We start from the raw sequence: 19,545 nt of genomic DNA, 5'->3' as shown, positions 1-19,545 counted from the left end.
TTATGCCTCACCTAAATAGGCACGGATCACGTCCGGGTTATTACGGATCTGCTCCGGCGTACCGTTTGCCAGCGGCGTCCCCTGGTTGACCACGTAAATTCTGTCTGAAATCCCCATCACCAGCTTCATATCGTGTTCAATCAACAAGATAGTGGTGTTGTGATGGTTACGCAGTTCGGCAATCAGCTCATCCAGCTCTTTCGTCTCTTTTGGGTTAAGACCCGCCGCCGGTTCATCGAGCATTAAAATCTCCGGCTGCGTCACCATGCAGCGGGCGATCTCCAGACGACGCTGGTCACCATAGGCCAGGTTACTCGCCTGACGGTTGGCGTGTTCCAGCAAACCAATACGCTCAAGCCAGGTGGCGGCGCGGTCGAGTGCTTCACTCTGGGCGCGACGGAAAGAGGGCGTTTTCAACAGGCCGGAGAACAGCCCGGTTTTCAGTTGCTGATGCTGCGCCACCAGCAGGTTTTCAATCACCGTCATTTCACGGAACAGACGCACATGCTGGAAGGTGCGCACCACGCCCATGCGGGCGATTTGCTGCCCCGGTAAACCTTCCAGGTGCTGATCGCGCAGTAAAATGGTACCGCCGGTGGGTTTGTAGAATCCGGTCAGGCAGTTGAAGACCGTGGTTTTTCCGGCACCGTTAGGGCCGATTAACGAGACGATCTCCTGCGGGTACAGTTCAAGATTGACGTTGTTCACCGCCAGCAGGCCGCCGAAGCGCATCATCAGGCCGTTAACAGATAATAATGGCTGACTCATGCCTGCTCTCCTTTCGCTGCGCCGTTCTTCAGCTTGAGTTGCGGGCGCGTCATGGGCAGCAAACCCTGCGGACGCCAGATCATCATCAGCACCATCAAACCACCGAGCATTAACATGCTGTATTCGTTGAAATCACGCATCAATTCGCGCGACACCACCAGCAAAATTGCCGCCAGAATTACCGCAAATTGCGAGCCCATACCGCCGAGCACCACTATCGCCAGCACAAACGCCGATTCGGCAAAGGTGAAGGATTCCGGGCTGACAAAGCCCTGACGCGCAGCAAACAGCGTTCCGGCAAAACCGGCAAACGCGGCGCTGATGGTAAAGGCAGTCAGCTTGATACGACGCGGGCTTAAGCCCAGCGAACGGCAGGCGATCTCGTCTTCACGCAACGCTTCCCACGCACGGCCCAGCGGCATCCGCAGCAGGCGGTTAATGACAAACAGACTTAACACCACCAGCAGCAACGCCACCAGGTAGAGGAAAATGACGCGATCGGAGGGATCGTATTTCAGGCCAAAGAAATTACTGAACGTGTCCCAGCCGCCTTCACGGGCGGTACGGCTGAACTCGAGTCCGAAGAGCGTCGGTTTCGGGATCTGACTGATTCCGTTCGGGCCGCCGGTGATTTCAGTGTTATTGAGCAGCAATATGCGCACAATTTCGCCGAAACCGAGGGTAACGATCGCCAGATAGTCACCGCGCAGACGCAACACCGGAAAACCAAGCAGGAAGCCCGCCGCCGCTGCCATTAATCCAGCAATCGGCAGACAGGTCCAGAAGCCCAGACCGTAATAGTGATTGAGCAGCGCAAAGGTGTAAGCGCCGATGGCGTAAAAGCCACCGTACCCCAGCACCAGCAGGCCGGAAAGCCCTACCACCACGTTCAGCCCGAGGCCGAGAATAATGTAGATCATGGTCAGAGTGGCGATATCCACCGTCCCGCGTGAGACCATAAACGGCCACGCCACCGCAAGCACCAGCAGCGCCACGAGGAAGAGTTTCTGCTTCACCGTGGAGCCATCAATCGCGGGCAAAATAAACTTCGGCCCGGAAACGCTTTTTAGCCCTTTCTGGAAAGCCGGTCGCAAAAGCTGGAAGAAAAAGACCACCGCCGTGCCGATAAACACCCACTGCCAACGGATGTCTGAAGCCGTGTCGACCACCAGTTTGGTGCCATCCAGCTCCAGTTGCACGCCCATAAAGACGCCAGCGAGGACAAAGAACATCGCGGCAGAAAGCAGCGCCATTGCAATATGCATCGGTTTCATACTTTCTCTACCTCCGGGCGACCCAGAATACCGGTCGGCATCACCAGCAACACCAGAATCAGCAGGGCGAATGAGACCACATCTTTATATTCCGTACTCAGATAGGCAGAAGAGAGCGCCTCCGCAATCCCCAGAATCAGGCCGCCAATCATCGCTCCCGGAATGCTGCCAATCCCACCGAGCACCGCAGCGGTAAAGGCTTTCATCCCGGCCATAAAGCCGATGTAGGGGTTAATTACGCCGTAGAACTGACCGAGCAGCACACCCGCCACCGCCGCCATCGCCGCGCCAATCACAAAGGTCAGCGCAATTACCCGATCGGTGTTGATGCCAAGCAGGCTCGCCATTTTCAGATCTTCCGCGCAGGCACGGCAGGCGCGCCCCATACGGGAATAACGAATGAAAATCGTCAGCGCCAGCATGGCGAGGAAAGTAACAATCCATATCACCGCCTGCATGGTGGTAATAGAGGCAGAGAAGTTTTCGCTATGGCCCACCACCCACTGACCGTTAAACAGGCTGGGCAGCGCCACGTCGCGCGAACCTTCGTTCAGGCTGACGTAGTTTTGCAGGAAGATAGACATGCCGATTGCGGAAATAAGCGCAATCAGGCGCTTAGAGTTACGCACCGGACGATAGGCTACCCGTTCGATACTCCAGCCGTAGGCGCTGGCAATGACGATTGCGCCGACGAATCCCGCCGCCACCAGCAGCCAGCCGGTATCAATGCCCAGCATCATCAGCGCGGCGATGATCATAAATGAGACATAGCTGCCAATCATATAAACCTCGCCGTGGGCGAAGTTGATCATGCCGATAATGCCGTAAACCATGGTGTAGCCGATGGCTATCAGCGCGTAGGTACTGCCCAGCGTGACGCCGTTAAACATCTGCTGCAAGAAATACAAAAACTGCTCAGACATAAGGTAACCTTTCTAAACCCGCCCGCATTTCACGGGCGGTGGGATGATCACTTGGCTGCCGTGGATGAACCGTCGGCGTGCCACTGGAAGACACCAAAATCAAATCCCTTAAGATCGCCTTTTTCATCCCAGTTCAGCGGCCCAATCACGGTGTTTGCACCGTTAGCTTTTAAATCTTTCACCAGCGCCAACGGCTCATCGCTGCCGGTACGCTCAAGGGCAGTCGCCAGAGATTGCACCGCCGCATAAGTGATCCAGACATAAGGCCCGGACGGATCTTTCTTGTCTGCTTTCAGCGCATCAACGATGCCTTTGTTTGCCGGATCCTGGTCATAGCGTTTTGGCATAGTGACCAACATGCCTTCGGCAGCATCGCCAGCAATGTTCGACAGCGACGCATTACCCACACCTTCCGGCCCCATAAATTGGGTTTTCAGGCCAACGGAACGGGCCTGGCGCAGCATCTGCCCCATTTCCGGGTAGTAACCGCCGTAGTAAACGAAGTCGATGTTTTCTTTTTTCAGGCGGGCGATCAGCGCGGAGAAATCTTTCTCTCCGGCGGTAATGCCGTCGAAGAAGACGACGTTGGCGTTAGCCGCTTTCAGCCCGTCCTGCACCGAACGCGCCAGCCCTTCGCCATACTGTTGTTTGTCGTGAATGATAGCGATGCGCTGGGGCTTCACCGTCTCAAGAATGTATTTTGCCGCCGTTGGCCCCTGGGAAGAGTCCAGCCCGGCAGTGCGCATGATGTGTTGATAACCGCGTTGGGTCAGCTCCGGGTTGGTCGCTCCCGGCGAAATCATCAGAATACCTTCGTCTTCGTAGATATCTGATGCAGGTTGGGTAGAGGAGGAACACAGGTGCCCAATAACGTATTTAATGCCGTCGTTAACGATTTTGTTGGCGACCGCAACGGCTTGTTTCGGGTCGCAGGCGTCGTCATATTCCACGCCAACCAGCTTATCGCCTTTAATTCCCCCTTTGGCATTAATGTCTTTAATCGCCTGACGCGCGCCGTTAAATTCCATATCGCCCCACTGGGCAATCGGGCCAGACATCGCGCCGACAACGGCGACTTTAATATCGTCAGCCATAGCGGTGTGTGAAATTGCCAGTGCAATCATCCCTGCGATGATAGTTTTCGCATTCCGTTTCATAGTCAAAAATCCCCATTCGTGATGTTGTGTTGCTTTGTTCTTATGTGTTAACAAATCAGACTGTTCTTTTTTTATACTGCACTGTTTTTGCCTGTCTGATTAAGGGTTTAGCGCAGTATTTTGTGATGATAGCGATTAAAATCCCTATTTTTCAGTCGATTAAGAACAGATAATATTCTGAATTTATTGATAGATAAACAGAAAAAAGCGCCGTTGTCAGCATAAAATAACGGTACAAAGGGCGGAATAATTCACTACCATTCAGGGGATTATGCTGGGTATTTTTCATTCTCTAATGTTTTAACTTTGTAATTATTGCTGAAAAAAAATTAATCACCTGCCAAAAGAAATAAAAAAGAGAAAGCCTCCGATTAAATTATTTCGCTACACTGGTTCCACTTTTGTGATTTACACGGGTTACCCATGAAGCTGACCATCATTCGATTAGAAAACTTTAGCGACCAGGACCGGATTGACCTGCAAAAGATCTGGCCGGAGTATTCCCCTTCCTCGTTACAGGTTGACGATAACCACCGTATCTACGCCGCGCTTTTTAACGAGCGTCTGCTCGCGGCCGTACGGGTAACCTTAAGCGGCACGGAGGGCGCACTGGATTCCCTGCGCGTGCGGGAAGTCACCCGCCGTCGCGGTGTGGGGCAATATCTGCTGGAAGAGGTTTTGCGTAACAATCCTGGCGTTTCATGCTGGTGGATGGCGGATGCAGGCGTGGAAGATCGCGGCGTGATGGCGACGTTTATGCAGGCATTGGGGTTTACGGCACAACAGGACGGCTGGGAGAAGCGTTAATCGTAAAGTTTGATTTCCAAAGTGATGACCAACGAGAAATTGCCTGATGCGCTACGCTTATCAGGCCTACAACGTGTGTTGCAATCTACTGATTTCTTTGGATCTTGTAGGCCGGATAAGGCGTTTACGCCGCATCCGGCATGAAGCAACGTACTCGATATTAGCAATTTGGCGGCAACCCAAAGTTGCCGATTAATGATTACTTCGCATCAGTCGCCGTGCCGTTGGCGTGCCAGTCAAATACGCCGAACTCAAAGCCTTTCAGATCGCCTTTCTCATCCCAGGTCAGCGGCCCCATCACCGTATCCACGGAGTTCGCTTTCAGGTATTTGGCGATTTCAGCCGGATCGTCAGACTGATTCAGGCCCGCCTGCAAAGATTGCAGCGCGGCGTAGGTGGTCCAAACGAATGCGCCGCTTGGGTCCTGTTTTTTCGCTTTGATCGCATCAACAATGGGTTTGTTCGCCGGAACCTGATCGTAGTTCTTCGGCTTGGTCACCAGCAGCCCTTCCGCTGATTCGCCCGCAATGTTAGACAGCGAAACGTTAGCCACACCTTCCGGCCCCATAAACTGAGTTTTCAACCCTGCCGCGCGTGCCTGACGCAGGATTTGCCCCATTTCCGGGTGATAACCACCGTAGTAAACGAAGTCGATATTCTCTTTCTTCAGACGCGCCACCAGCGTTGAGAAATCTTTTTCCCCAGCGGTGATACCATCAAAGAACACCACGTTAGCATTGCCTTTCTTCAGGCCGTCCTGCACCGCACGCGCCAGACCTTCGCCGTACTGCTGTTTGTCGTGGACGATAGCAATACGCTGCGGTTTCACTTTCTCAAGAATATATTTCGCCGCCGTCGGCCCCTGGTCGGAGTCCAGGCCGGTAGTGCGCAGGATCAGCTGATAGCCACGAGCGGTCAGCTCTGGCGCGGTTGCCGCTGGGGTGATCATTAAAATGCCTTCATCTTCATAGATGTCTGACGCTGGCTGCGTTGATGAAGAACAGAGGTGACCAATCACATATTTAATGCCGTCGTTAACGACTTTGTTCGCCACCGCAACCGCCTGTTTCGGGTCACAGGCATCGTCATATTTCACGATTTGCAGTTTGTTGCCTTTGATACCACCTTTAGCATTGATATCCGCAACCGCCTGCTCAGCACCAGTAAACTCCTGGTCACCGTACTGGGCCACCGGACCGGACATTGCGCCCACGACCGCGACTTTAATATCTTCTGCCAGAGCCATATTGCTGAATGCCAGCGCGATACATCCTGCCAGTAACGCTTTACCCTTCATGTTCATCCTGAGGTTCCCCATTCTTCTGGTTATTACGTGTGTTGTGATGTTGTTGTTCAGCACTTTATTTCGTTTTATGCATGACTACCCGTGCTTTAGCAGCATACTCTGCTAAAACATACCCGATTTTTATGATATTGGAATAGCTATTTTGACAGTTTATTAACAATCTGCGTGGGGATTGGCGTTTTGCCGGAGGGGAAATTGATTATTACAGAGGCCCAAAAAACAAAAACCCCGGATTCTCATCCAGGGTTCTCTGCTGAGTAGCGGAAATTACGCTTCAATGGCAGCGCGAAGTTTTTTCATCGCGTTCTTTTCCAGCTGGCGCACACGCTCAGCGGAAACACCGTAACGGTCAGCCAGTTCCTGCAACGTGGACTTGTTGTCTTCATCCAGCCAGCGCGCGCGGATGATATCCTGGCTACGCTCGTCCAGACCTTGCATCGCGTCGGTCAGACGGTTTGCCGCCTGCTCTTCCCAGTTATCATCTTCAATGCCGTCAGCAAAGTTAGATGATTTATCCTGCAGATAGAGCACCGGAGCCATCGGCTGGCTATCGGAATCGTCGTCGGAAGACAGGTCAAAGGTCATGTCCTGTGCCGCCATACGCGATTCCATCTCACGTACGTCTTTGCTGGTTACGCCCAGTTCACGGGCCACCATTTCGACTTCATCCTGGTTAAACCAGCCCAGACGCTGCTTGGTTTTACGCAGGTTGAAGAACAGTTTGCGCTGCGCTTTGGTGGTCGCAACTTTGACGATACGCCAGTTACGCAGAACGTATTCGTGGATCTCTGCTTTGATCCAGTGGACGGCGAAGGAGACCAGGCGCACACCCACTTCCGGGTTGAAACGGCGCACTGCTTTCATCAGGCCGATGTTACCTTCCTGAATCAAATCCGCCTGTGGCAGGCCATAGCCCGCATAATTACGAGCAATATGAACAACAAACCGCAGGTGAGACAGGATCAGCGTTTTAGCTGCTTCCAGATCGCCATGGTAATGCAGCTTTTCAGCCAGCGCCCGCTCCTCGTCAGCCGACAACATCGGCCACGCGTTAGCTGCCCGGATGTAGGAATCCAGGTTGCCAACTGGGGCTAAAGCTAAACTTTGCATTTTGTCAGTCATTCAAATCCTCTCAATCGATATCTTCTGGCGCTTCAGTGGTAGCAACAACTGTGCCAGAGCTTAAGAGCAACGAGGTTATCATTCACTGTTTTATCAGACCGTGATTTTATCCACAAGTTCAATGCAACGCTGTGAATAAATTACGCACAAAATGTGACATAGAGATGAAATACCGGGAAGAGACAACGGGGTCTCTTTCCCTGCTACGGAACCCATTGCAGGGAAAGAGTATAACACGATTTTATTATTCCGGCGTAAAGTGGCGTAAATGTTGTACCGTGGCAAGCCACGCTGCCACCCAGCCAATCATCGAGCATACCAGCAGCAATAGCAGGCATTCATCGAACGATAAGCCATTGATATCGAACTTCGTTCCGAAAACCTGTGCCACTTCCGCAACCGCCGATGACAAACGCAGTACCAGAATTTCTGACAAAATTAATGACAGCAATGCGCCAGAAAATCCCAGCAATGCGCCTCCGTACAGGAACGGGCGCAGGATGAAACCATCCGTCGCACCAATCAGTTTCTGCACGTTAATGGAGTCACGGCGAGCAAAGATGCTCAGACGCACACTGTTGCCGATGACGAGGAACACTGCCGCCACCATCAACACGCCGATCATCGCCGAAACGCGCCCGACCAGCCCGGTCAACGCCGCCAGACGGGCAAACCAGCTGTCATCCATCCGCACTTCGTCAACGCCGTTAATCTGGGTGATACGATCACGCAGCGTATTCAGTGATTCCGTCCCCTGAAAATCGAGTTTCGGGATCACCACCGCCACTGCCGGAAGCGGGTTTTCTTCCAGCATATCCAGCGCACCACCAAAACCAGACCAGTTACGGAACTCGCCCAGTGCGTCTTCACGAGAAAGATAATTCACTTTCTCTACGCCTTGCTCGGCCTGCAACTGTGCCACCACACCCGCAGCGGCGTCATCGTCCAGCGTTTTTTGCAAGTAAACAGTGATTTGCGGTGACGGATAATATTGCGTCGCCGCCTGGTTAACGTTTTTGTACACCATATAACAGACGCTGGGCAGCGTCAGGGAGATGGCGATAACCATCACCGTTAAAAACGTGGCGAACGGTTTACTTTTCAGATCTTGCAATGCGCCGTGGAAGGCATAGCGTACCTGTTCGTTGAAAACGTTGGTTTTGCGATTTACCGGTTTTGGCGAGGATTTCGCGCGTTTCGGTGCGTTACGACCGCCGTCGCCAGAGCCGCCGACCGATTTACGGAAGCGATCAAGACGCCCGCCAAACTGCCGAATATGATTGATTGCATCGCGCTTATTCATGGCCCACGCCTCCATGCAAGTGACCATCGCTCAGGGTGAGCATGCGATAGGAACGCCGTGAAATCAGGTTGATGTCGTGCGTTGCCATCAATACGGTTACCCCAACGCGGTTAAACTCTTCAAACAGACGTAGAATCCCTTCCGACAACGCGTCGTCCAGGTTACCAGTCGGTTCGTCCGCCAGCAGTACCGCGGGCTTGTTCACCACCGCGCGGGCAATGCCAACACGCTGTTGTTCACCGCCAGAAAGCTGAATAGGGAAGTTCTTCGCTTTGTCCAGTAGCCCGACTTTATCCAGCGCCGCCGATACACGACGACGAATATCGTCACCGCTGGCACCGGCGATAATCAGCGGGATCGCCACGTTATCATAGACAGTACGGTCCATCAGTAGATGGTGATCCTGGAAAATCATGCCAATCTGGCGGCGCAGAAACGGAACTTCACGGTTTTTCAGACGCGTGATGTCATGGCCGCTAAACCAGATTTTCCCGGCGCTGGGCCGCTCAATCCCACAGATCAGCTTCAGGAGGGTACTTTTCCCTGCGCCGGAATGACCGGTCAGAAACGCCATCTCACCCGGCTGCATATGGAACGTAACGCCCTGCAGCGCCTGTCTCCCACCGAGATAAGCCTTGCTGACATGTTCAAAGCGAATCATTGTTAATCCTCTCGGGCAAAAAGTGCCTCTATAAAGTCGTCCGCCTTAAACGGACGCAAATCCTCAATACGTTCGCCGACACCAATGTAGCGGATAGGGATACCAAACTGGTCAGCCACCGAGAAAATTACCCCGCCTTTCGCCGTGCCGTCCAGTTTCGTTAGCGTGATGCCGGTTAAGCCAACGGCTTCATGGAACAGTTTGGCCTGGCTTACCGCGTTCTGCCCGGTGCTGGCATCGATAGTCAGCATAACTTCATGCGGCGCTTCAACGTCGAGTTTCTTCATCACGCGGACGATTTTCTTCAACTCTTCCATCAGGTGCGATTTGTTCTGCAGGCGTCCGGCGGTATCGGCAATCAGGACGTCGATATTACGCGCTTTAGCGGCCTGAATGGCGTCGAAGATAACAGAGGCGGAATCCGCCCCGGTATGCTGTGCAATCACCGGAATATTGTTGCGCTGACCCCAGACCTGAAGCTGCTCAACCGCTGCTGCACGGAAAGTATCGCCCGCCGCCAGCATCACCGATTTACCCTGCTGCTCAAACTGACGTGCCAGCTTACCAATCGTCGTGGTTTTACCCACACCGTTGACGCCCACCATCAGGATCACGAACGGCGTTTTACCTTCAACATTCAGCGGCTCATCGACTTTCGCCAGAATCTCGCCCATCTCTTCTTTCAGCAGGCCATAGAGCGCCTCGGCATCACGAAGCTGCTTGCGGGATGCGCCTTCCGTCAGATTGGTGATAATTTTACGTGTGGTTTCCACACCCACATCGGCGATCAACAGCTGTTCTTCCAGCTCTTCAAATAGATCATCGTCGATTTTTTTACCGCGGAACAGGCTGATAAATCCTGAACCGAGATTTTCTTTGGTTTTTAACAGGCTGCGTTTGAGGCGCGCGAAGAAACCTTCTTTGGTCGGTTTTTCCTGCTCCTGAGCGATTTCTTCCACCGGCTGCTCTTCTTCTGCCGGAGGAACCACCATCACCGCCTCTTCTGCCGCTTCGGCAGCCAGCGCCTGTGCTTCCAGCTCTTCGTCGGTGATTTCTTCTTTAGCCGCTTCTTCTTCCGCCGCTTCGACAATCTCTACGGTTTCCGCTTCAGCCCGCCACTCTTCTGGCGAAACCTCTTCGGCGTTGACGTCTTCCGGCAACGGCAGCTCTTCACGTTCGATAGCCACTGGCTCCGGCGTTTCTTCTACGACCGGTTCCGGCTGTGCAACGACTTCCGCTTCAGGCTGCGCTTTTTCACTTTCAGCAACCTGTTCAGTGACTTCCACAACTTCGGCAGCAAAAGTTTCCGCCTCGGCTTCAGTATGCGCCTGCGGCTGCTCTTCAACGGCTTGTTCAGAAGCCTTCGTAGGCTCTTGCGCCTGAACGATTTCTTCTACAACCGGTTGTTCATTTTGAACTTCTGTCTCTTTTTCCGGGGTCTGCTCTTTTTGACCAAAGCCCAGCCAGGAAAAAAAGCCACGTTTTTTTTCTTTCGCCATTTGCGACTACACTCCTCGCTGTTGCTTCATGGCACAGCGTTAACGCTATGTACATAGCAGCTAAAAAAATGATGAAATAGTCTATCACTTAACTTAATTCACATCACCGCCTGCAAGTATGTGTTATCTGGCGGATTGAGCAATTTATCATGAAAAAACCGAATCATTCCGGCAGCGGCCAAATCCGCATTATTGGCGGGCAGTGGCGAGGCCGTAAACTCCCGGTTCCTGATAGCCCAGGTCTGCGCCCCACCACCGACCGCGTACGCGAAACGTTGTTTAACTGGCTGGCTCCGGTCATTGTTGATGCCCAATGTCTGGATTGCTTCGCCGGGAGCGGCGCGCTGGGGCTGGAAGCGTTATCGCGCTACGCTGCGGGGGCCACGTTGATTGAGATGGATCGCGCGGTTTCTCAGCAGTTAATTAAGAATCTGGCGACACTAAAAGCAGGCAATGCACGCGTGGTGAACAGCAACGCGATGTCATTCCTGGCGCAAAAAGGCATACCGCATAATATCGTGTTTGTCGATCCACCGTTCCGCCGTGGCTTGTTAGAAGAGACGATAAATTTACTGGAAGATAACGGCTGGCTGGCTGACGAAGCCCTGATTTATGTCGAAAGCGAAGTCGAAAACGGTCTGCCCACCGTTCCGGCGAACTGGTCATTACATCGGGAAAAAGTGGCGGGTCAGGTGGCTTATCGGCTGTATCAACGCGAAGCACAAGGAGAAAGTGATGCTGATTAATATTGGTCGTTTGTTAATGCTCTGTGTTTGGGGATTTTTAATCCTCAACTTGGTGCATCCCTTCCCGCGTCCGCTGAATATTTTCGTTAACGTGGCGCTGATTTTTACCGTGCTGATGCATGGTATGCAACTGGCGCTATTGAAATCCACTTTACCGAAAGATGGCCCGCAGATGACCACCGCCGAAAAGGTGCGGATTTTCCTTTTCGGCGTGTTTGAACTGCTGGTCTGGCAGAAGAAATTTAAAGTTAAAAAATAACCTTATTGTTCGCCTACAAAGCTGACAAAGCGCGTTCCTTTATAGCTCAGCGTACCTTTATCGCCCACTGTCAGGGCGTGGTACTGCTGGGCGTCGAGGCGAAACGTCTGCTCCATTCCTCCGCTTTGCGGTTTGAAGCTTGCCTCATAGCGCATACTGGTGCCTGCCGGAGTTACTTCCTGCTGGCGCGAACGGCGATCGTTAATCGGTTTTTCCCGCTTGTTGCTCACCACCACCAGCTTTTGCTGGAGCGGTGCCATATCATTATCAGCTTTTTCCCGTCGTTGTTGCATAAAACGAAACGATGCGGCGACGATGATTAAGCCAATGATAACAATAAAGAAAAGAGGTGGTTTGCTCATCTTTATCCCTCATCGGAAAATGCGGAATTAAGCATACCCTGCCAGTTATGGTGTTGTCATCCGTCCACCCTCGCCACTAAACTGGAAGCAAGACCGTAGGCATTCCGCTTACGAAAAAATAACGAATTCAAGGAACTAAGATGCTTTGGTCGTTTATCGCTGTCTGTCTTTCCGCATGGCTATCTGTGGATGCATCGTATCGTGGGCCAACCTGGCAACGCTGGGTGTTTAAACCGTTAACCCTTCTTCTCCTGCTGTTACTGGCCTGGCAAGCGCCAATGTTCGACGCCATTAGCTATCTGGTGCTGGCGGGGCTGTGCGCCTCACTGCTGGGCGATGCGCTAACCCTGTTGCCACGTCAACGTCTGATGTACGCCATCGGCGCGTTTTTCCTCTCGCACCTGCTGTACACCATCTATTTCGCCAGTCAGATGACGCTCTCTTTCTTCTGGCCTCTGCCACTGGTGTTGCTGGTTCTGGGCGCGCTGTTACTGGCGATTATCTGGACGCGTCTGGAAGAGTATCGTTGGCCTATCTGCACGTTTATCGGCATGACGCTGGTGATGGTGTGGCTGGCAGGTGAACTGTGGTTCTTCCGTCCGACCGCTCCGGCGCTCTCTGCGTTTGTCGGCGCTTCGTTGCTGTTTATCAGTAACTTTGTCTGGCTGGGTAGTCACTATCGCCGACGCTTCCGTGCGGACAACGCGATTGCTGCGGCCTGCTACTTTGCCGGTCATTTCCTCATCGTTCGCTCGCTGTATCTCTGATAAAACTTGACTCTGGAGTCGACTCCAGAGTGTATCCTTCGGTTAATGAGAAAAAACTTAACCGGAGGATGCCATGTCGACTCCTGACAATCACGGCAAGAAAGCCCCTCAATTTGCTGCGTTCAAACCGCTAACCACGGTACAGAACGCCAACGACTGTTGCTGCGACGGCGCATGTTCCAGCACGCCAACTCTCTCTGAAAACGTCTCCGGCACCCGCTATAGCTGGAAAGTCAGCGGCATGGACTGCGCCGCCTGTGCGCGCAAGGTAGAAAATGCCGTGCGCCAGCTTGCAGGCGTGAATCAGGTGCAGGTACTGTTCGCCACCGAAAAACTGGTGGTTGATGCCGACAATGACATCCGTGCACAAGTTGAATCTGCGGTGCAAAAAGCGGGCTATTCCCTGCGCGATGAACAGGCTACCGACGAACCACAAGCATCACGCCTGAAAGAGAATCTGCCGCTGATTACGCTAATCGTGATGATGGCAATCAGCTGGGGTCTGGAGCAGTTCAATCATCCGTTCGGGCAACTGGCGTTTATCGCGACCACGCTGGTTGGGCTGTACCCGATTGCTCGTCAGGCATTACGGCTGATCAAATCCGGCAGCTACTTCGCCATTGAAACGTTAATGAGCGTAGCCGCTATTGGTGCGCTGTTTATTGGCGCAACGGCTGAAGCTGCGATGGTGTTGCTGCTGTTTTTGATTGGTGAACGACTGGAAGGCTGGGCCGCCAGCCGCGCGCGTCAGGGCGTTAGCGCGTTAATGGCGCTGAAACCAGAAACCGCCACGCGCCTGCGTAACGGTGAGCGGGAAGAGGTGGCGATTAACAGCCTGCGCCCTGGCGATGTGATTGAAGTCGCCGCAGGTGGACGTTTGCCTGCCGACGGTAAACTGCTCTCACCGTTTGCCAGTTTTGATGAAAGCGCCCTGACCGGCGAATCCATTCCGGTGGAGCGCGCGACGGGCGATAAAGTTCCTGCAGGAGCCACCAGCGTAGACCGTCTGGTAACGCTGGAAGTGCTGTCAGAACCGGGTGCCAGCGCCATTGACCGGATTCTGAAACTGATCGAAGAAGCCGAAGAGCGTCGCGCCCCCATTGAGCGGTTTATCGACCGTTTCAGCCGTATCTACACGCCCGCGATTATGGCCGTCGCCCTGCTGGTAACGCTGGTGCCGCCGCTGCTGTTTGCCGCCAGCTGGCAAGAGTGGATTTATAAAGGGCTGACGCTGCTGCTGATTGGTTGCCCGTGTGCGTTAGTTATCTCCACGCCCGCGGCGATAACCTCCGGGCTGGCAGCAGCAGCGCGTCGTGGGGCGTTGATTAAAGGCGGTGCGGCGCTGGAACAACTAGGTCGTGTTACCCAGGTGGCGTTTGATAAAACCGGTACGCTGACCGTCGGTAAACCGCGCGTTACCGCGATTCATCCGGCAACGGGTATTAGTGAATCCGAACTGCTGACACTGGCAGCGGCGGTCGAGCAAGGCGCGACGCATCCACTGGCGCAAGCCATTGTGCGCGAAGCACAGGTTGCTGAACTCGCCATTCCCGCCGCCCAATCACAGCGGGCGCTGGTTGGGTCTGGCATTGAAGCGCAGGTTAACGGTGAGCGCGTGTTGATATGCGCTGCCGGAAAACATCCGGCTGTTGCATTTGCTGGTTTGATTAATGAACTGGAAAGCGCCGGGCAAACGGTAGTGCTGGTAGTGCGTAACGATGACGTGCTTGGCGTAATTGCATTGCAGGATACCCTGCGCGCCGATGCTGCAACTGCCATCAGTGAACTGAACGCGCTGGGCGTCAAAGGGGTGATCCTCACCGGCGATAATCCACGCGCAGCGGCGGCAATTGCCGGGGAGTTGGGGCTGGAGTTTAAAGCGGGCCTGTTGCCGGAAGATAAAGTCAAAGCGGTGACCGAGCTGAATCAACATGCGCCGCTGGCGATGGTCGGTGATGGTATTAACGACGCGCCAGCGATGAAAGCCGCCGCTATTGGGATTGCAATGGGCAGTGGCACAGACGTGGCCCTGGAAACCGCCGACGCAGCATTAACCCATAACCACCTGCGCGGCCTGGTGCAAATGATTGAACTGGCACGCGCCACTCACGCCAATATCCGCCAGAACATCACTATTGCGCTGGGGCTGAAAGGGATCTTCCTCGTCACCACACTTTTAGGGATGACCGGCCTGTGGCTGGCGGTGCTGGCAGATACCGGTGCGACGGTGCTGGTGACGGCGAATGCGTTAAGGCTGTTGCGCAGGAAATAAGGCAAACCGATCGCAACATTGAGCGCGATCGGTCCCCTCGCTCCTCTGGGGAGAGGGTTAGGGTGAGGGTGAGGGGAAAAGGCGGCATCGAAGCCAATCTTCCCCCATCAACCGCCTTTACGAATCAAATAACGATAAGGCAGTCCATCCGTCTCTTTAGCAACCAGTTCGTGTTCCATAAAGGTACAAAACCCAGGAATATCGCGGGTCGTCGCCGGATCGTCAGCAATAATCAGCAACGTTTCACCTGGCTGCATATTGCGCACGGTTTTGCGCACCATCATTACTGGTTCCGGGCAGCGCAGGCCAAGTGCGTCGAGTGTGTGGTCAGGGCAGGAAAAGAGATCGGTCATTTTCTTCTCATCACATAAAAAAACGGCGCTAGTTTACGCCCTGTGAGTCCGTAAGCAAACCAGGTTAACGATTGCGTGAAAATTAACCATTGCATTGTCAACGTAAAGCAGTATCATGCGGCGGCTCGAAAAAAGGGTCAGCACGTTATTATGTTAAGGTAACAGACGTGTCGTACGTATTGGGTTCCCTCACCCCAATGGTTAATCAAAAAGGTACAATATGAACGTTTTCTCGCAAACTCAACGCTATAAGGCGTTGTTCTGGTTATCGTTATTTCATCTGCTGGTGATCACCTCCAGTAACTATCTGGTTCAGCTTCCCGTCTCCATTTTTGGTTTCCATACCACCTGGGGCGCATTTAGCTTTCCGTTTATTTTCCTTGCTACCGACCTGACCGTGCGTATTTTTGGCGCACCGCTGGCCCGTCGTATCATCTTTGCGGTGATGATCCCGGCGTTGCTGATCTCCTACGTCATCTCGTCGCTGTTCTATATGGGCTCCTGGCAGGGATTCGGCGCACTCGCTCACTTCAACCTGTTTGTCGCCCGTATCGCCACCGCCAGTTTCATGGCCTACGCGCTGGGCCAGATCCTCGACGTGCACGTTTTTAACCGCCTGCGTCAGAGTCGCCGCTGGTGGCTGGCACCAACAGCTTCCACCCTGTTTGGGAACGTCAGCGACACGCTGGCCTTCTTCTTCATTGCCTTCTGGCGCAGCCCCGATGCCTTTATGGCTGAACACTGGATGGAAATCGCGCTGGTCGATTACTGTTTCAAAGTGTTAATCAGTATCGTTTTCTTCCTGCCAATGTATGGCGTATTACTCAATATGCTGTTGAAAAGACTGGCAGATAAATCTGAAATCAACGCTTTGCAGGCGAGTTAAAGGTTCGTTATCAGAGTTGTGATAAGATGGATGAATGAGCCGTTATGGCCGTTTATCGAAAGGAAGAAGTCAATGCGCAATCTGGTTAAATATGTCGGAATTGGCCTGCTGGTTATGGGGCTTGCGGCCTGTGATGATAAAGACACTAACGCTACGGCGCAGGGTTCGGTCGCGGAAAGTAACGCTACCGGGAATCCCGTCAACCTGCTTGATGGCAAGTTAAGTTTCTCGCTGCCAGCGGATATGACCGACCAGAGCGGTAAGCTGGGAACGCAGGCCAATAACATGCATGTCTGGTCCGATGCCACCGGGCAGAAAGCAGTCATCGTCATCATGGGCGATGATCCGAAAGAAGATCTGGCGGTGTTGGCGAAGCGTCTGGAAGATCAGCAACGTAGCCGCGATCCGCAGCTGCAAGTGGTAACCAATAAAGCCATTGAGCTGAAAGGTCACAAAATGCAGCAGTTAGACAGCATTATCTCCGCGAAAGGCCAGACGGCGTACTCTTCCGTTATTCTGGGTAACGTGGGTAATCAACTGCTGACCATGCAAATTACGCTGCCCGCTGACGATCAGCAAAAAGCGCAGACCACCGCAGAAAACATCATTAATACGCTGGTTATTCAGTAAGTTTTAAGATGATGAGGCGGCCTCAGGGACGTGTTCCGGAGGCCGTTTTTTTAATCGCCACGTCAGTAATAACGCGATTGCGACCAGTCCCGCCGCCGCCAGATAAATCACCGGTACGCCCGCCCAGCTCATCACCAGCCCAGCCAGTGGTCCGGTCACGCCAAGCGATAAATCCATAAATACGGTGTAAGTTGCCAGCGCCGCCCCCTGATTTTGCTGCGGAACCGCTTTTACCGCCACTACACCCAATGCAGGGAACACCAGCGAAAACCCTGCCCCCGCCAGTAAGACGCCGATTTTCGCCATCCACGGCATAGTCGCCACGCCAACCAGTAGCAGGCCGATTATCTCAACGCTAAAGCAAATCATCGCCACGTTTAAGCCGCCGATACGGTTAATGCCGTTAGGGAATAACAAACGCGTACCGACAAACGCACAGCTAAACAGCGTCAGCGCGAAAGCCGCACCGTCCCAACCTTTAGCGTCATAAAACAGCGTGATAAAGGTGGCGATGACGCCAAATCCGGCGGAAGCCAACGCCAGCGCCATACCGTACAGCCAGACGCGCCCAAGCACCGCGCGAAACGGCAGCGGTTTGCCTTTACTGGCTTTTACCGTCGGACGCGGGATCGCCAACAAAATGGCCACCAGCGCCACGCCCATAATGATTAACGCTAACGCCTGCAAGCCGCCCCAGTGATAAAACACGACACCTAACGGCGCACCCATCGCCATCGCCCCGTAAGTGACAATGCCGTTCCACGAAATCACCCGCCCGATATGTAGCGAACCAACCACGCCAACACCCCACAGGGTCGATCCCGTTCCGGCAAAACTTTGTCCAATCCCAAGGATTACACGCCCCAGGCACAGTAATAACAGGCTGATGACGGGCAGACTGGCGGTTAATCCTGCCGTCAGATATCCCAAACCGCTCAAAAAGCAGCCGCATAAACCGAAGACGACAATCTTTTTGGGGCCCAGCAAATCGGCGTAACGTCCGGCATGAGGGCGGCTCAGCAAGGTGGCGAAATATTGCAGGCTGATAACCAATCCTGCCCAGAAAGCGCTAAAGCCCATCACATCATGGACATAGCCCGGTAATACAGCGAGCGGCAACCCGATGGTGAGGTAGCTGGCGAAGTTAAACATGACAATGGAGACAATGCGCAAATTCAGGCGCAATCCGTTTAGCGCGGGTTCGGCTACGGGTTCGGGCATGAGGATCACCACATTTTTACAACAGTGTTTCATTTTTACCACGTGCTGACGTGAAAATCAGCAGTAAGAATCAGAATATTGCTGGCGTGACTCCCGCTACACTTAATACAAAAAGTCACAAGGAAGCCCCAATGGAAACCCCTCAACCCGATAAAACGGGCATGCACATTCTGCTCAAGCTGGCCTCGCTGGTAGTGATCCTCGCGGGCATTCACGCAGCGGCAGATATCATTGTGCAGCTGTTACTGGCGCTGTTTTTTGCCATCGTCCTCAACCCGCTCGTCACCTGGTTTATTCGTCGGGGAGTACAACGCCCCGTTGCCATTACGATTGTGGTGGTGGTGATGCTGATCGCACTAACTGCGCTGGTCGGCGTACTGGCGGCATCGTTTAACGAATTTATCTCTATGCTGCCGAAGTTTAATAAGGAGCTGACGCGCAAACTTTTTAAATTGCAGGAGATGTTGCCTTTTCTTAATTTGCATATGTCGCCGGAGCGAATACTGCAGCGGATGGACTCGGAAAAAGTGGTTACCTTCACCACGGCGCTAATGACCGGGCTTTCCGGGGCAATGGCGAGCGTGCTTTTGCTGGTGATGACCGTAGTTTTCATGCTGTTTGAAGTGCGCCACGTCCCTTACAAAATGCGTTTTGCGCTGAATAACCCACAGATTCACATCGCAGGATTACACCGCGCACTTAAAGGCGTTTCGCACTATCTTGCATTGAAGACGCTACTCAGTTTATGGACAGGTGTCATCGTCTGGCTGGGGCTGGCGCTAATGGGCGTACAGTTTGCGCTGATGTGGGCAGTACTGGCGTTTTTGCTCAACTACGTGCCCAATATCGGCGCGGTAATTTCCGCCGTACCGCCAATGGTTCAGGTGCTGCTTTTTAATGGTATTTACGAATGTATTCTGGTCGGCGCATTGTTTTTAGTGGTCCATATGGTCATCGGCAATATTTTAGAACCACGGATGATGGGCCATCGCCTGGGGATGTCCACCATGGTGGTATTTCTTTCATTGTTAATTTGGGGATGGCTGCTCGGCCCGGTAGGGATGCTACTTTCGGTGCCATTAACCAGCGTGTGTAAAATCTGGATGGAAACTACGAAAGGCGGTAGCAAACTGGCGATTTTACTGGGACCAGGCAGACCGAAAAGTCGGTTACCGGGATGAGGCGACAAGTGTTACGATACGCACTTTCATTTTCCATTAAACGTTGGC

Annotated in this window: 20 protein-coding genes; 8 read left to right on the top strand and 12 right to left on the bottom strand. The window is 53.3% G+C overall.

What is annotated here, in order from left to right; translation table 11 throughout:
- The 4 genes from livG to livK are packed head-to-tail and all read right to left on the bottom strand — an operon-like array spanning position 1 to position 4,122.
- Positions 1-768: a high-affinity branched-chain amino acid ABC transporter ATP-binding protein LivG gene (gene livG / locus ACK8NJ_RS01365; RefSeq protein ID WP_000082101.1), complete on the bottom strand. Its 768-nt coding sequence runs from the start codon at positions 766-768 to the stop codon at positions 1-3.
- A complete protein-coding gene (livM, locus tag ACK8NJ_RS01360) occupies positions 765-2,042 on the bottom strand; it encodes a branched chain amino acid ABC transporter permease LivM (protein WP_000803799.1) in 1,278 nt (425 codons plus the stop codon). Before livM ends, livG begins: the two co-directional genes overlap by 4 nt.
- The gene (livH, locus tag ACK8NJ_RS01355; protein WP_411962056.1) at positions 2,039-2,965 is read right to left on the bottom strand and encodes a high-affinity branched-chain amino acid ABC transporter permease LivH; all 927 of its coding nucleotides are present in this window, start codon (positions 2,963-2,965) and stop codon (positions 2,039-2,041) included. The genes livM and livH overlap by 4 nt, the downstream gene beginning before the upstream one ends.
- Positions 2,966-3,012: 47 nt before the next feature.
- Positions 3,013-4,122, bottom strand: coding sequence for a high-affinity branched-chain amino acid ABC transporter substrate-binding protein LivK (livK, locus tag ACK8NJ_RS01350; RefSeq protein ID WP_001389825.1), 1,110 nt, complete (start codon positions 4,120-4,122; stop codon positions 3,013-3,015).
- Between the two features lie 423 nt (positions 4,123-4,545).
- Between livK and panM the strand changes: the two genes are divergently transcribed.
- Positions 4,546-4,929 (top strand): aspartate 1-decarboxylase autocleavage activator PanM, encoded by a 384-nt coding sequence (gene panM, locus ACK8NJ_RS01345; RefSeq protein WP_001560059.1) that lies wholly within the window; start codon positions 4,546-4,548, stop codon positions 4,927-4,929.
- Between the two features lie 199 nt (positions 4,930-5,128).
- On the opposite strand, the gene livJ is transcribed toward panM, so the two are convergent.
- The 5 genes from livJ to ftsY all read right to left on the bottom strand — a co-directional run bounded on the left by livJ (position 5,129) and on the right by ftsY (position 10,820).
- The gene (gene livJ, locus ACK8NJ_RS01340; protein ID WP_001350438.1) at positions 5,129-6,232 is read right to left on the bottom strand and encodes a branched chain amino acid ABC transporter substrate-binding protein LivJ; all 1,104 of its coding nucleotides are present in this window, start codon (positions 6,230-6,232) and stop codon (positions 5,129-5,131) included.
- Between the two features lie 270 nt (positions 6,233-6,502).
- On the bottom strand, positions 6,503-7,357 hold the full coding sequence (gene rpoH, locus ACK8NJ_RS01335) for an RNA polymerase sigma factor RpoH (RefSeq protein WP_000130217.1): 855 nt from the start codon (positions 7,355-7,357) through the stop codon (positions 6,503-6,505).
- 244 nt (positions 7,358-7,601) lie between these two features.
- Positions 7,602-8,660, bottom strand: coding sequence for a permease-like cell division protein FtsX (ftsX, locus tag ACK8NJ_RS01330; RefSeq protein WP_048971495.1), 1,059 nt, complete (start codon positions 8,658-8,660; stop codon positions 7,602-7,604).
- On the bottom strand, positions 8,653-9,321 hold the full coding sequence (gene ftsE / locus ACK8NJ_RS01325; RefSeq protein ID WP_000617723.1) for a cell division ATP-binding protein FtsE: 669 nt from the start codon (positions 9,319-9,321) through the stop codon (positions 8,653-8,655). Before ftsE ends, ftsX begins: the two co-directional genes overlap by 8 nt.
- A gap of 2 nt (positions 9,322-9,323) precedes the next feature.
- Positions 9,324-10,820, bottom strand: a complete 1,497-nt coding sequence (gene ftsY / locus ACK8NJ_RS01320; RefSeq protein ID WP_097438979.1) for a signal recognition particle-docking protein FtsY — start codon at positions 10,818-10,820, stop codon at positions 9,324-9,326.
- 149 nt (positions 10,821-10,969) lie between these two features.
- Between ftsY and rsmD the strand changes: the two genes are divergently transcribed.
- Both rsmD and ACK8NJ_RS01310 read left to right on the top strand, forming a co-directional pair.
- Positions 10,970-11,566, top strand: coding sequence for a 16S rRNA (guanine(966)-N(2))-methyltransferase (gene rsmD, locus ACK8NJ_RS01315; protein ID WP_000743187.1), 597 nt, complete (start codon positions 10,970-10,972; stop codon positions 11,564-11,566).
- A complete protein-coding gene (locus ACK8NJ_RS01310) occupies positions 11,556-11,825 on the top strand; it encodes a DUF1145 family protein (RefSeq protein WP_001295207.1) in 270 nt (89 codons plus the stop codon). The genes rsmD and ACK8NJ_RS01310 overlap by 11 nt, the downstream gene beginning before the upstream one ends.
- Before the next feature lie 2 nt (positions 11,826-11,827).
- Here the strand turns inward: ACK8NJ_RS01310 and ACK8NJ_RS01305 are convergent, their stop codons facing one another.
- Positions 11,828-12,187 carry a DUF2500 domain-containing protein gene (locus ACK8NJ_RS01305; protein WP_000042886.1) on the bottom strand — a complete coding sequence of 120 codons (360 nt, stop codon included), beginning with the start codon at positions 12,185-12,187 and terminating at the stop codon, positions 11,828-11,830.
- Positions 12,188-12,327: 140 nt separating this feature from the next.
- On the opposite strand from ACK8NJ_RS01305, the gene ACK8NJ_RS01300 reads away from it, so the two are divergent.
- A complete protein-coding gene (locus ACK8NJ_RS01300; protein ID WP_000964718.1) occupies positions 12,328-12,954 on the top strand; it encodes a lysoplasmalogenase in 627 nt (208 codons plus the stop codon).
- 73 nt (positions 12,955-13,027) lie between these two features.
- A complete protein-coding gene (zntA, locus tag ACK8NJ_RS01295) occupies positions 13,028-15,226 on the top strand; it encodes a Zn(II)/Cd(II)/Pb(II) translocating P-type ATPase ZntA (RefSeq protein WP_411962055.1) in 2,199 nt (732 codons plus the stop codon).
- Positions 15,227-15,333: 107 nt separating this feature from the next.
- On the opposite strand, the gene tusA is transcribed toward zntA, so the two are convergent.
- On the bottom strand, positions 15,334-15,579 hold the full coding sequence (gene tusA / locus ACK8NJ_RS01290) for a sulfurtransferase TusA (protein WP_000130615.1): 246 nt from the start codon (positions 15,577-15,579) through the stop codon (positions 15,334-15,336).
- Between the two features lie 220 nt (positions 15,580-15,799).
- On the opposite strand from tusA, the gene ACK8NJ_RS01285 reads away from it, so the two are divergent.
- Together ACK8NJ_RS01285 and dcrB are read left to right on the top strand one after the other, a co-directional pair.
- On the top strand, positions 15,800-16,465 hold the full coding sequence (locus ACK8NJ_RS01285; RefSeq protein ID WP_001100467.1) for a 7-cyano-7-deazaguanine/7-aminomethyl-7-deazaguanine transporter: 666 nt from the start codon (positions 15,800-15,802) through the stop codon (positions 16,463-16,465).
- Positions 16,466-16,537: 72 nt separating this feature from the next.
- Positions 16,538-17,095: a phage sensitivity protein DcrB gene (gene dcrB, locus ACK8NJ_RS01280; protein WP_001245295.1), complete on the top strand. Its 558-nt coding sequence runs from the start codon at positions 16,538-16,540 to the stop codon at positions 17,093-17,095.
- A 3-nt stretch (positions 17,096-17,098) separates the two neighbouring features.
- Here the strand turns inward: dcrB and ACK8NJ_RS01275 are convergent, their stop codons facing one another.
- A complete protein-coding gene (locus tag ACK8NJ_RS01275) occupies positions 17,099-18,316 on the bottom strand; it encodes an MFS transporter (RefSeq protein ID WP_001309018.1) in 1,218 nt (405 codons plus the stop codon).
- Positions 18,317-18,447: 131 nt separating this feature from the next.
- On the opposite strand from ACK8NJ_RS01275, the gene ACK8NJ_RS01270 reads away from it, so the two are divergent.
- Positions 18,448-19,497, top strand: coding sequence for an AI-2E family transporter (locus ACK8NJ_RS01270; protein ID WP_085459106.1), 1,050 nt, complete (start codon positions 18,448-18,450; stop codon positions 19,495-19,497).
- Positions 19,498-19,545: the final 48 nt, after the last annotated feature.

The sequence above is a fragment of the Escherichia sp. F1 genome (genome assembly GCF_046764225.1).
Taxonomy (GTDB): domain Bacteria; phylum Pseudomonadota; class Gammaproteobacteria; order Enterobacterales; family Enterobacteriaceae; genus Escherichia; species Escherichia coli.
The sequence above is the reverse complement of the archived record's forward strand: the minus strand, read 5'-3'. Positions and strand labels throughout refer to the sequence as shown.